Origin of the sequence: Paenibacillus sp. S29, assembly GCF_049319765.1 — a bacterium.
Classification (GTDB): Bacteria; Bacillota; Bacilli; order Paenibacillales; family Paenibacillaceae; genus Paenibacillus; species Paenibacillus polymyxa_B.
In genome coordinates, this window is sequence record NZ_JBMOUI010000005.1 from 332,452 (window position 1) to 346,923 (window position 14,472).

Sequence of the window (14,472 nt, forward strand, 5' to 3'; positions counted from 1 at the left end):
CTTAATATGCTGTACTAATTCACCGAAAGGAGTTGCACATTATGAGTCATTGCCCTTACGACCCGATCGTGTGCCCACCGATCCAATTTGTAAATCATCAATTTTTCCCACAAGTCGTGCCTGTGGTTCATCCGATTGAAATTGTAAATCAGACGCACATTGTACCTGTGCCTCATCACGTATTTCCGGTGAGTATAAAGGATCCTGGAGAACCTTGCTGTCATACTCGCAGCCATGGCAAGCGTCCTGTTCGCAGCAGTTCCAAGCGTTAATAAAGCCCAAAAAAGCAGCCATGGAGCAACATGGCTGCTTTTTTCCAATAAGGAATCTTACGTTTCCAGTTTCTTTAATATAGATTTTAACTTGTCACTTAAATGCTGTGGATAGAATTGCAAAGGAACATATGGACGTTGTGCTGCTTTCAACGCTTTATACACGTCAATTTGACCATACCCGAAATATTTGTCATGCCCTGGTGTGCCCAAGTCAATTACGCTGCTTCTCATTAATTCCATTACCTCTTTGTTGGTCAGATCGGGGTTAATGGATCGAATCAGTGCAGCAAGTGCTGATACATGGGGACTGGCCATTGAAGTGCCCGACAGTGCAGCATATTGATTCCCTGGGTACGTACTGGCGATACTTGCACCTGGAGCCATGACGTCTACATAATCTCCATAGTTAGAAAAGGATGCACGGTGCATAGAAGAATCTGTAGCGGAAACGGCAAATACTTCTGGATACGCTGCTGGATAGCCAGGTCGTTCCGTATTGTCATTACCTGTGGCTGCAACTAATACGACATCTTTATCATAGGCGTATTTGATCGCATCATGCAAAAATTCAGCTTGTGCGTAATTGCCCAGACTCAAATTGATGACCTTGGCCCCATGATCAGCTGCCCATATAATACCTTCTGCAACCGAGTAAGTCGTACCGGAGCCAGATTGGTCAAGTACCTTAATCGGCATGACTTTGTTGTACCATGTCATGCCAGCGACCCCCTCAGCATTATTCACGAGGGCAGAAATGATGCCGGCGACGTGCGTTCCGTGACCGACGTCATCATAAGGTTTTTCAGACGGGTTTACCACGTTATGCCCTGAAAGGATTTGACCTTTTAGGTCGGGGTGATCCAAATCTACTCCCGTATCTACGACAGCGACAATTACATCCTTGCTGCCTTTGCTTAATTTCCATCCCCGGTTGGTTTCCGTAGCCGGCAGATTCCATTGATAGCGGGAAAAGAGCAAATCATTGGGGATAGAGCTGTCCGCTTGGATAGGTGTTTTCTCATTGGTTAGATACATATAGTGAGGCTCAATATAAAGCGGGTTCCACTTTCTTGAAAAATATTGCTTTAGCTCCTTGAAGTTCATCTTATCTGAATGAAATACATAGGTATAACCAAGCTTGCGGCCTGGCGCACAGTGTAAATCTGCTGCAATTTCCTGCAGTTGTCGTGAATCAGGATTGTGACGGAAGCGAACGACAATTTCGTTTTCAAAATAATGACTTGCATTTTCGTTGTCGTGGCCCGTCTTGACAGTAATATCGTGCAATGTGTCGGGATGTACGGATTCGATTTTGTAGCTGCCTTCTTTTGGATAGGGAATCAACCGCAAATTCTTACGCTGATGCTTCTCCACGTCACGCAATACTTGCTGACTAACCAGGGCAGCAACGCCACATGTTCCGTCAGCCGATGGTTCTGCCATGACAAAATATTTACCGCCTTCAGCCTGAAATGCAGCAGATTCGTAGGATTTATTTTGCATGACGGAACGGCGAGCGGCGGCCAAGCTGCTTTTAATTTGAGGATGACTCAGCAGACGAGTTTGTGATTTACCGCCCGTATAGGTGCTCGTGTTCCCGTCGCGTGTGTGAATCAACTGTAACGTATGAAGATGACTGTGCGATTGCTGGAGCGTGCGGGTAAACTGCCTTTTCTGATCAGCAGTTTTACCATCAAGCTCCCGCATCACGTATTGAATATCCTGCCTTGCATCCATGCGTGTGAGGGTATCCGTAGCGGACAGGTCCAAAGCCAACATTCCTTTTTTGAGCTGCTTCTCTTGCTGTGGCACCATCTTGGCCGTATATTCGGGCTGCGGTGTATGGCGGTGATCACGGGAAGGCAGCATCAGTGTGATGAGAAGCACCCCGGTAGCTGCTCCGAGCAGGGGTTTTAACCATTTTCGCCGAGACATGGGACCGTCCTCCTTGAGTATTCATAAATTTATGGTTTAGCGTGAGGAGGTTGGCATGTTTTTATACCTTTCAATGCTCATTTGTGGTAGGATAAATACTGAAAATTACAGCTCTTTCGGTTAGAAGGGACTATTTTCGGGTAACCAATTGATGAACAAGCAACAAATAAGGGGGAGCTGCCTTGATGTCAGCAGTCAACGTACAAAAATTATGTGAGTCGGCGCAGGAGAGACTGAAAACTGCCGTGAAACGGGTGGAAACATTCCTCAATGAGCATGCTTTGCCGCAACTTGCTGCAGATGGCAATGAGGAGTCCGTACTTTTTTACAAAGGCCTTTTGTCGGATCTCCGTCATGTCCTTGTTTTTTCCGAAGTATCTTATGAAAAGCTGGGTGTGGCTTTACGCCGTGCCAATTTTGACGTCGATTTTGCGGAAAAGGCATTGTATAACGTTTACCATGACTGCGTGAACAGCTTTTTTTATCCCAAAAATGAATCTTACGCAGAGGATGGACGCTATGCGTATACGGGACAAGATGCTATTCGCTTCCGTAAAACGCCAGTGCCAGCCGCTCGCGAAGTGATCATGGACATTACGAAAAATTTTGAAGAATTGCGTGATGATCTGACTTATTATGAAAGTGACTATTTGACTCAGCGCCGGATGCAGACTCGACGTACTCATGCCTAAAGCATTCAATGGGGAAGATCATTTCTAATCAAAAACTAAAACAAGACAAGCAAGCCGTTTTCTACTTGCTTCCTGCCATTTTGGAGGAGGTGAAGGAAGCGGCTTTTTTCGTATGTCACCAACTGCCATATACCATGAACGCATAGGTGCAGGGTAGCGGGGGGACAATGAATCCGAGGTGATAATCATGAGCCAAGAGGCCAAGCCAATCGTTAAGTGTAGCGTAGCCAATTGCCATTATTGGGGAGAAAACAACTTTTGCAAGGCAGATTTGATCATGATTGAAGTTGATGGTCATGCCGGTAAGAAATTTAAAGAAGAATATGCGGGAGAAAGCTTCAGTTCAGAAGAACGTGATAAGGCTGCCACGTCAGCCGCAACCTGTTGCCACACTTTTAAGCCGAAGTCCGTGTAAATTTTATTGCGCGATTCATTTCGCATTTGGAGGTGCAGTTTATTATGGAAGATCATGAAAATGACAAGCATCAGAGTAAAGAGCATGTTAGCCGCGAACGTGTAGATTACCCCCGTCACATTCATGAACGATCTGCCAAGCGCCGTAATGATCGTGAGGAATATGCAGCAGAGGTTGCTCCCGGCTCAGCTGTGACTCGACATGAGGTTAAGGGTGAAGAGCAGGTTATAAACAATAGTGGCCGTATTTCTGGCTATATTGGTCTGGCTGCAGGAATTGCCTCATTGTTTATGTGGTCAATTGTGCTGGGACCTATTGCTGCAGTTTTAGGTTTTTTTGCTTATGTGAATGGCAGCAAAACGACCGGCATTTGGTCGATTGGTCTTGGGGCGCTGGCGACATTGAGTTATTTTGCTTTTATCCCGTTCGTTCGTTGACCCTACTGGAGAACAAGCTCAGTTTTCTTTTTGTATATCCGAGAAAAATCATCTTAGTGATATAATTACATTAAAGCTGATTTATAAAGCTCCGCTGTCTTTTCGACAGAAACGGAGCTTTTTTTCATTAAAAGGTATGGAAGTACATAGTAAAAAGTTGTATCATAGCAGTAATGACAAGCTATTTGGGATATAACAACTATAGAAAGTTGGGAACACCACATGCAAATTGATCCGCGCGTGTCCAAGTCCATGTTAGACATGCAGCTGTTAAATAATATGAGTGCTACAACCCAGACGGGTACAACGGACGCTTTTTCCGGATTACTGGAACAAGTAGGTCAGTTGGAAACAGATGGTGCTGTGACACGAGAAAATTCAAGTGATGTTACCAGAGACGAAAACGGTTTGCTATGGCTTCAATTGGGACCTTCGAGGGGGACGGCTTCGTCATTGTACCCCGCTCCTTCCAGCACAGCAACAGACGGACCCACAACACCTACAGCATATGATGGTTTGATTAACGAGGCTAGCCAGAAATACGGCGTTCCAGTAGCGTTGATTAAAGCGGTTATTGACACGGAATCTTCGTTTAATCCGTCGGTCACTTCTTCGGCCGGAGCCAAAGGGCTTATGCAGCTTATGGATGCTACGGCTCAAGGCCTGGGAGTCAGCGACCCATATGATCCTGTTCAAAATATTGATGCCGGTGTTCGTTATTTGTCCTACCAGATTAAACGATTTAACGGACAAGAAAATATGGCGCTGGCTGCATATAATGCAGGTCCCGGACGGGTGCAGCGGCTTGGTGTAAATAGTGATGAACAGTTAATGGCTGTACTGGACAAGCTTCCGGTGGAAACGCAAAGATATATTACCAAAATTCAAAATGCACGTGAAAAATATACGATCTAAGCCCTATAGCTTACAACGAAAAAAGTGCGTAATTTCAATTAGATTAGGTCCGCAGACAGGATCAATATGGGGAAAGGGTGTCGCTATAATGTAGCGGCCTTTCCCTGTTTTGGTCTTTTTTTGTTGCAGCAGTTATAGAGCGGAAAAGGGGAGTGCAATGAAATATTTTGATTATGCCGCGACAACTCCGCCTTTTGAAGAGGTGATTACAACAGTTGCCGAGGTCATGAGACGCCACTACGGGAATCCATCCTCGATGCATCGATATGGAGAGGATGCAGATAAGTTGCTTAAGCGTTCGCGCGAAGTATGTGCTGCGGCTTTGGGAGTGTATCCATCAGAGATTGTCTTCACATCTGGGGCAACGGAAAGCAACAATCTTGCTATCAAGGGAGCAGCTTTGCAGTATCAGACCAGAGGCAAGCATATTGTTACTGTATCGACAGAGCACCCGTCTGTGTATGAAGCTTGCAGACAACTGACAAATCTGGGCTTTGAGGTTACATTTTTACCTGTCGATGCAGAAGGGCATGTGAGCGCCGAACAGGTTTGTGCCGCTGTCCGTAAAGATACGATTTTAGTCAGTATCATGCATGTCAATAATGAGACGGGAAGGGTGCAACCGTTGCATGATATCGGAGTTGCGCTGAAGAAACAGTTCCCCCGTGTACTATTTCATATTGACGGTGTACAGGGGTTTGGAAAGCTACCGGTTGATATCCGGGGATGGCAGGCTGATCTGTACAGTCTCTCTGCGCATAAGTTGCGTGGACCCAAAGGTGCTGGACTACTATTCGTTCGGGAAGGTGTAGAGCTTTTCCCACTGCATAGTGGCGGCTCTCAGGAGCAGGGTTTTCGTGCAGGTACGGAAAATGTACCGGTGCTTGTCGGTATGTCTAAGGCGATACGGTTGGCGGGCGAACGGCAAGTAGAGACAGCACGCCGTATGACCGAGTGGAGAGAACGGGTGGTCGCAGAAGTGAAGACACTCCCTCAACTGCGGCTGAACAGCGGGGAAGAAGCGCCGCATATTATCCACTTTTCGTATCCAGGCATGAAAGCCGAGGTAATGCTGCATACGCTGGAGCAACTGGGTGTGGTAGTATCCACCAAATCGGCTTGCTCTTCGAAATTGGCTGAACCCAGTCGGGTGCTGCTGGCGATGGGATGCAATGAGGCGGAAGCGTCTGGCGGCATTCGTATCAGCTTCGGTGATGAACATATGGAACAGGATATCGATGAGCTTATACTTGCACTGCGAAAGGCTGTAGCCAAGCTGGAATCCCTTGAAAGGTGGAAACGTTAAAATGCACTATGATATGCTGTTACTTCGCTTCGGTGAATTTACATTAAAAGGGAAGAATCGGACTCGTTTTGAAAAGGCTGTACTGAATCACGTGAAGCTGCTGCTAAAGCCCTTTCCCGGTGCTTCTTTGCGGAAGGAATTTGGACGGATTTATGTGGTTCTCGGAGGAGAGCCTTATGAACAGATCATTCAGGTGTTACAAAAAGTGTTTGGCATCACGACAATAAGTCCTGTCAAAATGGCTCCTGTCGAGCTGGATGCTATCATTGAGACCGCTGTAGCTTTGATACGTGAGCTGAATGTGACCGAGGGAACGACGTTCAAGGTAAATGCCCGCAGAGTATGGAAGGAGTTTGCTCATTCCTCACAAGAGATGAATCATTTAATTGGTTCTCCTATATTGCGAGAGTTTCAAGCGTTGAGGGTCGATGTACATCAACCAGATATTGAGTTACGTGTGGAGGTTAGAGAGCAGGCGGCCTATATATTCAGCGATGTTATTATGGCTGTAGGGGGCTTTCCGTTAGGAACGAACGGTAAAGCTATGCTGCTGCTGTCTGGTGGAATTGACAGCCCGGTAGCAGGATGGTCTTCCATGCGTAGAGGATTGGAAATCGAATGTGTACATTTTTATAGCTATCCATTTACAAGTGAGCGTGCGAAGGAAAAGGTTATTGATTTGGCAAGGGTATTAGCAGGCTATGCGGGTCGGATCAAAATCCACCTTGTACCGTTTACAGAGGTGCAGACGGCCTTTACGCGCACTGGACAGGATAATCTGATTATTACGCTAATGAGACGGTCTATGCTGCGAATTGCAACGATGCTGGCTGAACGTGAAGGAGCACTGGCACTCGTGACAGGCGACAGTCTGGGGCAAGTCGCTAGTCAAACGTTATCCAGCATGAATGTGATTGGCCGCTCGACAGAATTACCATTGCTGCGACCTCTCGTCATGATGGATAAACAGGAGATCACGGAAATCGCAAAGCAGATTGGCACCTACGATCTATCGATACTCCCCTATGAGGATTGCTGCACATTGTTTGTTCCTAAATCCCCAACGACCAATCCAAATTTGTGGGTTGTTCAAAAGATTGAAGCCTCTATTCGGGATTTAAATGTGTTGATTGAACAGGCTGTGGCTACAACGGAGACGCTTGTCCTGGAGGCAGGCGGAGCTATAGAGGGGCGCAAAGAAGAAGTTATACAGGAAGATTGGTTTTAAACAAAAAGGCAGACCCACCAGCTATTTTGGGTCTGCCTTTTTATTTTAATTAAAACAGTTTTTGAATCATTTTAGACGGCTTTTTCTCGACTGGACACTGCTCTGCGATTTTGAAGATATCCTGTGAGCAAAATACCTGCCATGACTGCGGCAATAAACAAGATACGCAGCGCAGGGTGCTCAGTAAAGTAGGGTTCCAGCTTACGTTCTTCAGTAATCATATTAGAGGCTGTATAACCAAGCACAGCCGATCCTAAATAGATAATCCAAGGGAATTTATTGATCAACTTGATAAAAAGAGTGCTTCCCCATACAACGATCGGTACGCTGATTAATAGTCCCAGCACTACAAGGAGCAAATGCTGCTGGGCCGCGCCAGCAACAGCAATCACGTTGTCCAGACCCATAGCCGCATCGGCTACAACAATCGTGCGGATAGCACCCCATAACGTTGTTCCCGCTTTGACTTCGGTATGATCCTCCTGGTCTACGAGCAACTTATACGCGATCCAGACTAACATGACACCTCCGATGAGTAACAACCATGGTACTTGAAGCAACCAGAGTACCACAATGGTGGCTGCTATGCGAATGAGCAGGGCACCACCGGTACCGTACAGTATCGCTTTTTTTTGCGTTGCAGGAGGCAGCTTTCTGGCGGCAAGTCCAATTACAATCGCATTATCTCCTGCGAGCAGAAGGTCAATAAATATCACATTAAGCAGTAGCCAAAAGAACTGAAGTCCAGACATATCAATCGTTCTCATCTCCCTGATTAAACATCCTAAAATCATTGTATGTTGTTTATTTTAATACCCGTTTTTCGGAAATACGATTCATTATATTGCTGTTTGTTATTGATTTCAAGGTCTTTGCTCAACAAATTTGACATCAATTTTTAATAAATGATGACTTATTTGACAAGGCTTATAAGCATAGCCTCGTCCTATTTCGCATACAAGTAGGATGGGGGTGTTTGTACACATGGAGCATATCATTTTGCTGTTGAAAATATTAATGATTAATTTGGTGTTAAGCGGTGATAATGCAGTTGTTATAGCCATGGCGAGCAAAAACTTGCCTGCAAGGCAGCGGAGTCAAGCTATATGGTGGGGGGCAGTCGGCGCAGTCCTCCTGCGCTGTGTTTTGACTTTTGTAGCTGTCATTTTGCTGGGCATACCCTTTATTCAGGCGGCAGGCGGTCTACTTCTGTTATGGATTGCGTTTAAGCTGCTTTATGAGAATGAGGATCATGTGGGAGTAAGAGCAGAAACAACCATATGGAAGGCTATACAGGTGATTCTGGTAGCGGACTTTGTGATGAGTCTAGATAACGTATTAGCTATTGCAGCTCTAGCAGATGGGGATATCGCTATTATTGTCATTGGTATTGCGATTAGCATTCCGATTGTCGTCTGGGGCAGCAACGTGATTGCGATCTGGCTTCATCGGTTCCCTGTACTTGTTTTGCTCGGATCTGCAATCCTGGCTTTTACGGCAGGAGAAATGCTACTGCGTGATCCCCGATTGGGTGTATGGTTAGCAGGTACGGGAGAGCTTATACATGCATGGTTACCGGGACTCTTGGCAACAGCAGTTGTCGTTGCAGGTATATATCGTCAGTTACGAGCTCGCCATATTTGAACGTAGTTTTTTTGGAAAACATCGGCTAAAATAGACATAGAGTTTTTGCGAATGCCAGATTTACTCGGTTTTTGTAAAGACTCTATATTCACAAAAATATACTTAAAAACAATCACATTAAGAGACCTAAAAACAAATTCAGCAAACAAAGGAGACCACGATGAATTCCGGAAAAGAGCGTATGATCGGAGTGGGCATTGTTGCCGTAGGACTGATTATTTTGTTGGGGAAACTGGGGGCGTTCTCCTTTTTGGGACGAAACTTTTGGCCTTTGCTGTTTTTAATACCTGGAATCGTACTGCATGCAATGTACATAAAGCGTAAAGTTTCACCCTTTATGTTGCTGCCGGCAGGGATTTTGTCGGTTTATGGCTTCTTATTTTTGCTCTGCAATATTTGGGGCTGGCATTTAATGGCCTATTTATGGCCTTTGTTACTTCTAGGTGTGGCGATTGGATTATGGGAGTACGCCATTAACGATATTTCGCTTTCTCGCAATGTATATACAGGGGGCGTAATATTGGGCTTGGTATCGGTGCTTTTATTGGTTATTACCTCCTTAAGAACGGGTATCATATATGTTATTGCAGTTTTACTGATTGGCGCTGGAATCTGGTTGGTCCTAAACAACCGTGGCAAACGCAAAAGGTAAAACGACAAGCTGTGAGATTTTATGGCGGTAAATTACGGAACAGGCAATAATGTCTTGCTTTATGACATATTTCAACTATAATATAATGGATATGATAAGAGCGTCGGAATGATTTCTGACGCTTATTTTAAGGTTTTCACGCGAATCGGAGAGAGAAGCTGTCTGTACAAAGCCTGAAACATATAGAAGGCTGGCAGGGAGTGGGCCTAAAGAACGATTGTTAGCCTTGAATCAGCACTGCTTCAGGATAGAGACACTATTTTGATATACGGAAAGGATATGGATACAAACCATGCATGCTAGAGAAAACATTCGCAATATTGCGATTATTGCCCACGTCGACCACGGAAAAACGACGCTTGTCGACAAGCTGCTTCAACAGTCCGGAACATTTAGAGAACACGAGGCTGTTCAGGAGCGCGCCATGGACTCCAACGATCTGGAGCGTGAACGCGGTATTACGATTTTGGCTAAAAATACAGCTATCACTTACAAAGACTATCTGATTAACATTGTAGATACACCGGGACACGCCGACTTTGGTGGCGAAGTGGAACGGATTATGAAAATGGTTGACGGTGTTTTGCTCGTCGTTGATGCTTACGAAGGTTGCATGCCGCAAACGAAATTCGTACTGCGTAAAGCGCTGGAGCAAAATCTGACGCCAATCGTTGTAGTAAACAAAATTGACCGTCCGGCAGCTCGTCCGGCAGAAGTTATTGACGAAGTACTGGATCTGTTCATCGAGTTGGGTGCGAATGACGAGCAATTGGAATTCCCTGTTGTGTACGCTTCGGCGCTGAACGGAACATCCAGCATGGATGCTGAAAAGCAAGACGATAACATGCAAGCATTGTACGAAACAGTTGTAGAGCACATTCCGGCTCCAACTGAGAAAGTAGATGAGCCTCTTCAATTCCTCGTAACACTGATGGACTATAACGAATACCTTGGCCGAATTGCAGTAGGTCGTGTAAACCGCGGTATCATCAAGCAGGGGCAAGCAGTCACAGTTATGCAGCGTGATGGTAGCAGTAAATCAGCGCGTATTGAGAAGCTGTTCGGCTTCCAAGGTCTGAAACGTATTGAAACTGACCAAGCGGGCGCTGGTGACATTGTGGCGATTGCGGGAATTAAAGATATCAACATCGGTGAAACCATTGCCGATCCAAATCATCCTGAAGCATTGCCTGTACTGAAGATTGATGAACCAACGCTGCAAATGACCTTCCTGGTTAACAACAGCCCATTCGCAGGTCGCGATGGTAAGTGGGTAACATCCCGTAAATTGCGTGAGCGTCTTCTGAAAGAACTCGAAACGGATGTCAGCTTACGTGTTGATGAAACAGATAGCCCGGACGCCTTTATTGTATCCGGACGTGGTGAGTTGCATCTGGGTATCCTGATTGAAAACATGCGTCGTGAAGGTTACGAACTGCAAGTGTCCAAACCGGAAGTTATCGTCAAGGAAATTGACGGTAAGAAAATGGAGCCAATCGAACGTCTCCTTATTGATATTCCGGAAGAAAGCATGGGCGCGGTTATGGAAAGTTTGGGCTCCCGTAAAGCCGAAATGGTTAACATGATTAATAACGGCACCGGACAGGTTCGCTTGGAATTCTTGATCCCTGCTCGTGGTCTGATCGGCTACACTACAAACTTCCTGACTTTGACTCGTGGTTATGGCGTAATGAACCATGCGTTTGACAGCTATGGACCATTTGTTGGCGGTCAAGTAGGTGGACGTCATCAGGGTGTACTCGTGTCAACGGAAAACGGCAGCTCTACATTTTATGGTATGCTGGGCGTGGAAGATCGCGGTATTTTGTTCCTGGAGCCAGGTACTGAAATCTATGAGGGTATGATCGTTGGGGAGCACACACGTGATAACGACATTGTCGTTAACATTTGTAAAGAAAAACAATTGACAAACGTTCGTTCAGCAACAAAAGACGATACAGTTAAACTGAAAACACCTGTTATTTTCTCTTTGGAGCAGGCGCTCGAATATCTGAATGATGATGAGTATTGCGAAATTACACCTAACGCTATCCGTTTGCGTAAAAAGATCTTGAACAAAGGTGAACGCGAGCGTGCGGAGAAACAACGTAAAACAGCACAAGCAAATATGTAATTGATTGGATTGGTCTTTGGCCACAGCGGCGACGCCCGGGAACGGGATGCGCCGCTGTGTGTGTTTTAGGATTGTAAACTTGGAGAAAGCTATATTTCTCAAAACGCAGGAAAAGGTGTTGAAGCATGAGTAATCTTTCGAACGGATTGCCTCCCCGGACACAAAGCGGGAAAAAGTCCGCCAAACCGAAAAAAACGAAAAAGAAAAAAAGCTTTTTCAGATCGTTTATGAAGTTTGTCTTGTTTCTGCTTATTATAGGTATTTTGGCAGCAGGTGGTTATACCTACTATATTTACAATCAGGTAGAGGAAGTTTTGGATACGGGGATCAACAAGGAAGTACCCAAAACACAATTGGCAGAAGCTAAGCCTTTGACTATCTTATTGCTAGGAACCGATTACCGCCCTGATCATCCGACTTATTTGTCCGACGTTATTATGGTAGCTACATTGAACCCCAATACTAAATCGTCTACCATCGTGTCCTTACCGCGCGATACGCGTCTAGAAATGGATGGATATAAACCTCGCAAGTTGAATGAGTATTATCCGGTGTTTAAGGCTAGAGAGAAAGAATCTGGCGAAGTTGCTGAAGAACAAATGAAGAAGATGATTGGCAAATATTTAAACATTGATATTGATTATGTGACGGTTATTAACTTCCAGGGCTTTAGAGATGTAGTAGATAATTTGGGTGGCGTAGATGTGACGGTTGATAAAAACATGTGTTATCGTGACCGTGCAGATGGTACCGATATTAACCTGACAGTTGGAGCCAAGCATTTGAACGGTGATCAGGCTCTTGATTTTGTTCGCTACCGCAAATCGAATTGTCGTCCGAGAACAGCTGAATCTGACGATTTTGATCGTAATCGTCGACAAAATCAGGTGCTTCATTCCCTAATTGACCAAATGCAATCCTTTAACGCTTTGACCAAGTTTAGTGCAATTATTAAATCGGTTGATAAGAATATGATGACAGATATCGAGTCACAGCAAATGAAAAATATCGTACAAACCTATTGGAATATTTCCAAGCAAAATGTGAAATACAATCCTGTAGCAGGAACGTGGCGTAGCCCGTATGTGTACATTGATGAGCAACAGCTCGATTTGGCCAAGCAAGCGCTACAAGAGGAATTAGCTAAAAAAGCAAGCGACAATACCGCAGCTTCTTCCAATTCCTGAGTATGTATCTTTCTTCCCACTTATGTTATACTCGCAGCGAGTAAAGCTCTTATATAACATAAGGGGGTTGAGGTATGTCTAAAGTTATAGTGAACCAAGTCTAGGTCCAGTGAGCAATCACTGGGCCTTTTGTGTCTAATTTCAAAAATGGACAGGCTCAGAGGCTATCTTCACTTACAACTTTTCGTTGTTTTATGCTGCTTTGGGGTTCTTTTTTCAGGGAATCAGCAAGTATTGGGTACCCGGTGAATAGGTATAGGTATGAAACACGAGATTGTCCACGCCGCTTTGGAGGGGATTTAATGAAGAAAATTTTTGTGCTGGATACGAATGTGCTGCTGCATGATCCGAAAGCCATTTTTACCTTCAAAGAACATGAAGTTGTCATTCCAGCTGTTGTTCTGGAAGAAATCGACTCCAAAAAACGCAACGCGGATGAGATTGGACGGAATGCCCGCAATGTATCGCGATTGTTGGACGGGTTGAGAGAAGTAGGTCATCTGCACAGTGGCGTTCCACTTCCCCAAGGTGGGAGGCTTAAGGTTGAGTTAAACCACCGAAGTTTTTTGAAAGTTCAGGAGATGTTCGGGGAGGTTTCGAACGATAACCGGATTTTGGCGGTCGCCTTGAATTATCATCTGGAAGAGCAGGAGCAGCCTGAACCACGTTCGGTCGTTTTGGTCAGTAAAGACGTGCTGGTCAGGATCAAGGCAGATGTATTGGGACTACTGACCGAAGACTACCTATCTGATAGAACAGGCGATCTGAGTGAGCTATATCCCGGATACTCGGCAATACAGGTGCACCCGTCCATCATAGATGAATTTTACTCTAACCGTTTTTTACCAATCAAGCCACTGGAACTACCTTATACGCTGTATCCACATGAATTTGTCATTCTGAAAGATGAAATGGGAACAGGAAAATCAGCTTTGCTGAAAGTAAATCAGGAGGCAGAGAGATTAGAGCCGCTGTACTTAAGTAACGAATCGGTGTGGGGAATCAGCGCGCGTAATGCTCAACAGCGGATGGCATTGGAGCTTTTGCTTAATGACGAAATCCCCCTCGTGACCATTACAGGAAAAGCGGGTACGGGCAAAACGTTGCTGGCGCTGGCGGCAGGTTTGCTTAAGGTAGAGGATGAACATCGCTTCAAGAAACTGCTGATTGCTCGGCCTGTTGTTCCTATGGGTAAGGATATTGGTTATTTACCGGGAGAAAAGGATGAAAAGCTTCGCCCGTGGATGCAACCAATCTACGACAATCTAGAGTATCTGTTTGATGCCAAAAAATCAGGTGATATCGACAAAATTTTGATGGGCTTGGGCAGTATTCAGGTGGAGGCACTTACTTATATTCGCGGGCGTTCGATACCTGGGCAATTTATTATAGTCGATGAGGCGCAAAACTTATCCCGACATGAGATCAAAACGATTGTGTCCCGGGTGGGTGAGGGGAGCAAGATCATTTTGATGGGAGATCCGGAGCAGATTGATCACCCTTATCTGGATGCAGCCAGTAACGGTCTAACCTATGTGGTGGAGCGGTTTAAGCAAGAAGGGATTAGCGGGCATATTATGTTGGAAAAAGGAGAACGCTCCAAGCTTGCGCAGTTGGCAGCCGATCTGCTATAAAATCCCTATCGTTATGAC

Annotated in this window: 14 protein-coding genes; 12 read left to right on the top strand and 2 right to left on the bottom strand. The window is 45.3% G+C overall.

All coding sequences use genetic code 11. The features are described from left to right. The first annotated feature begins 41 nt into the window (after positions 1-41). On the top strand, positions 42-272 hold the full coding sequence (locus ACL9RM_RS11320; RefSeq protein WP_071558470.1) for a hypothetical protein: 231 nt from the start codon (positions 42-44) through the stop codon (positions 270-272). 57 nt (positions 273-329) lie between these two features. Here ACL9RM_RS11320 and ACL9RM_RS11325 read toward each other — a convergent pair whose 3' ends face one another. Then, positions 330-2,210: a S8 family peptidase gene (locus ACL9RM_RS11325; RefSeq protein ID WP_250268844.1), complete on the bottom strand. Its 1,881-nt coding sequence runs from the start codon at positions 2,208-2,210 to the stop codon at positions 330-332. Positions 2,211-2,395: 185 nt separating this feature from the next. On the opposite strand from ACL9RM_RS11325, the gene ACL9RM_RS11330 reads away from it, so the two are divergent. From ACL9RM_RS11330 to thiI, 6 genes are all read left to right on the top strand, one after another. Next, the gene (locus ACL9RM_RS11330) at positions 2,396-2,902 is read left to right on the top strand and encodes a YpuI family protein (RefSeq protein WP_061828537.1); all 507 of its coding nucleotides are present in this window, start codon (positions 2,396-2,398) and stop codon (positions 2,900-2,902) included. 187 nt (positions 2,903-3,089) lie between these two features. Then, positions 3,090-3,317, top strand: coding sequence for a DUF1540 domain-containing protein (locus ACL9RM_RS11335; RefSeq protein ID WP_061828536.1), 228 nt, complete (start codon positions 3,090-3,092; stop codon positions 3,315-3,317). A gap of 44 nt (positions 3,318-3,361) precedes the next feature. Continuing rightward, positions 3,362-3,754 (top strand): hypothetical protein, encoded by a 393-nt coding sequence (locus tag ACL9RM_RS11340; protein ID WP_061828535.1) that lies wholly within the window; start codon positions 3,362-3,364, stop codon positions 3,752-3,754. A 222-nt stretch (positions 3,755-3,976) separates the two neighbouring features. After that, positions 3,977-4,669, top strand: a complete 693-nt coding sequence (locus ACL9RM_RS11345; RefSeq protein WP_250268842.1) for a lytic transglycosylase domain-containing protein — start codon at positions 3,977-3,979, stop codon at positions 4,667-4,669. A gap of 157 nt (positions 4,670-4,826) precedes the next feature. Further along, positions 4,827-5,975, top strand: a complete 1,149-nt coding sequence (locus tag ACL9RM_RS11350; RefSeq protein WP_250268841.1) for a cysteine desulfurase family protein — start codon at positions 4,827-4,829, stop codon at positions 5,973-5,975. Between the two features lies 1 nt (position 5,976). Beyond that, a complete protein-coding gene (gene thiI / locus ACL9RM_RS11355) occupies positions 5,977-7,203 on the top strand; it encodes a tRNA uracil 4-sulfurtransferase ThiI (RefSeq protein WP_250268840.1) in 1,227 nt (408 codons plus the stop codon). Positions 7,204-7,274: 71 nt separating this feature from the next. Here thiI and ACL9RM_RS11360 read toward each other — a convergent pair whose 3' ends face one another. After that, positions 7,275-7,970: a TerC family protein gene (locus tag ACL9RM_RS11360; RefSeq protein WP_025722107.1), complete on the bottom strand. Its 696-nt coding sequence runs from the start codon at positions 7,968-7,970 to the stop codon at positions 7,275-7,277. A 217-nt stretch (positions 7,971-8,187) separates the two neighbouring features. Here ACL9RM_RS11360 and ACL9RM_RS11365 point away from each other — a divergent pair, with 217 nt between their 5' ends. The 5 genes from ACL9RM_RS11365 to ACL9RM_RS11385 all read left to right on the top strand — a co-directional run bounded on the left by ACL9RM_RS11365 (position 8,188) and on the right by ACL9RM_RS11385 (position 14,454). Next, positions 8,188-8,847, top strand: a complete 660-nt coding sequence (locus ACL9RM_RS11365; RefSeq protein ID WP_013311114.1) for a TerC family protein — start codon at positions 8,188-8,190, stop codon at positions 8,845-8,847. A gap of 160 nt (positions 8,848-9,007) precedes the next feature. Beyond that, the gene (locus ACL9RM_RS11370) at positions 9,008-9,499 is read left to right on the top strand and encodes a hypothetical protein (protein WP_250268839.1); all 492 of its coding nucleotides are present in this window, start codon (positions 9,008-9,010) and stop codon (positions 9,497-9,499) included. A gap of 292 nt (positions 9,500-9,791) precedes the next feature. Further along, positions 9,792-11,633, top strand: coding sequence for a translational GTPase TypA (gene typA / locus ACL9RM_RS11375; protein WP_061828529.1), 1,842 nt, complete (start codon positions 9,792-9,794; stop codon positions 11,631-11,633). A 125-nt stretch (positions 11,634-11,758) separates the two neighbouring features. Beyond that, positions 11,759-12,820, top strand: coding sequence for an LCP family protein (locus tag ACL9RM_RS11380; RefSeq protein WP_250268838.1), 1,062 nt, complete (start codon positions 11,759-11,761; stop codon positions 12,818-12,820). Between the two features lie 302 nt (positions 12,821-13,122). Further along, positions 13,123-14,454, top strand: a complete 1,332-nt coding sequence (locus ACL9RM_RS11385; RefSeq protein ID WP_250268837.1) for a PhoH family protein — start codon at positions 13,123-13,125, stop codon at positions 14,452-14,454. Positions 14,455-14,472 lie beyond the last annotated feature (18 nt).

Excerpts from the sequence above, each read along its gene's own strand:
- ACL9RM_RS11320 (WP_071558470.1), top strand. The coding sequence starts at position 42 with ATGAGTCATTGCCCTTACGACCCGATCGTGTGCCCACCGATCCAATTT.
- ACL9RM_RS11325 (WP_250268844.1), bottom strand. The coding sequence starts at position 2,210 with ATGTCTCGGCGAAAATGGTTAAAACCCCTGCTCGGAGCAGCTACCGGG.
- ACL9RM_RS11330 (WP_061828537.1), top strand. The coding sequence starts at position 2,396 with ATGTCAGCAGTCAACGTACAAAAATTATGTGAGTCGGCGCAGGAGAGA.
- ACL9RM_RS11335 (WP_061828536.1), top strand. The coding sequence starts at position 3,090 with ATGAGCCAAGAGGCCAAGCCAATCGTTAAGTGTAGCGTAGCCAATTGC.
- ACL9RM_RS11340 (WP_061828535.1), top strand. The coding sequence starts at position 3,362 with ATGGAAGATCATGAAAATGACAAGCATCAGAGTAAAGAGCATGTTAGC.
- ACL9RM_RS11345 (WP_250268842.1), top strand. The coding sequence starts at position 3,977 with ATGCAAATTGATCCGCGCGTGTCCAAGTCCATGTTAGACATGCAGCTG.
- ACL9RM_RS11350 (WP_250268841.1), top strand. The coding sequence starts at position 4,827 with ATGAAATATTTTGATTATGCCGCGACAACTCCGCCTTTTGAAGAGGTG.
- thiI (WP_250268840.1), top strand. The coding sequence starts at position 5,977 with ATGCACTATGATATGCTGTTACTTCGCTTCGGTGAATTTACATTAAAA.
- ACL9RM_RS11360 (WP_025722107.1), bottom strand. The coding sequence starts at position 7,970 with ATGAGAACGATTGATATGTCTGGACTTCAGTTCTTTTGGCTACTGCTT.
- ACL9RM_RS11365 (WP_013311114.1), top strand. The coding sequence starts at position 8,188 with ATGGAGCATATCATTTTGCTGTTGAAAATATTAATGATTAATTTGGTG.
- ACL9RM_RS11370 (WP_250268839.1), top strand. The coding sequence starts at position 9,008 with ATGAATTCCGGAAAAGAGCGTATGATCGGAGTGGGCATTGTTGCCGTA.
- typA (WP_061828529.1), top strand. The coding sequence starts at position 9,792 with ATGCATGCTAGAGAAAACATTCGCAATATTGCGATTATTGCCCACGTC.
- ACL9RM_RS11380 (WP_250268838.1), top strand. The coding sequence starts at position 11,759 with ATGAGTAATCTTTCGAACGGATTGCCTCCCCGGACACAAAGCGGGAAA.
- ACL9RM_RS11385 (WP_250268837.1), top strand. The coding sequence starts at position 13,123 with ATGAAGAAAATTTTTGTGCTGGATACGAATGTGCTGCTGCATGATCCG.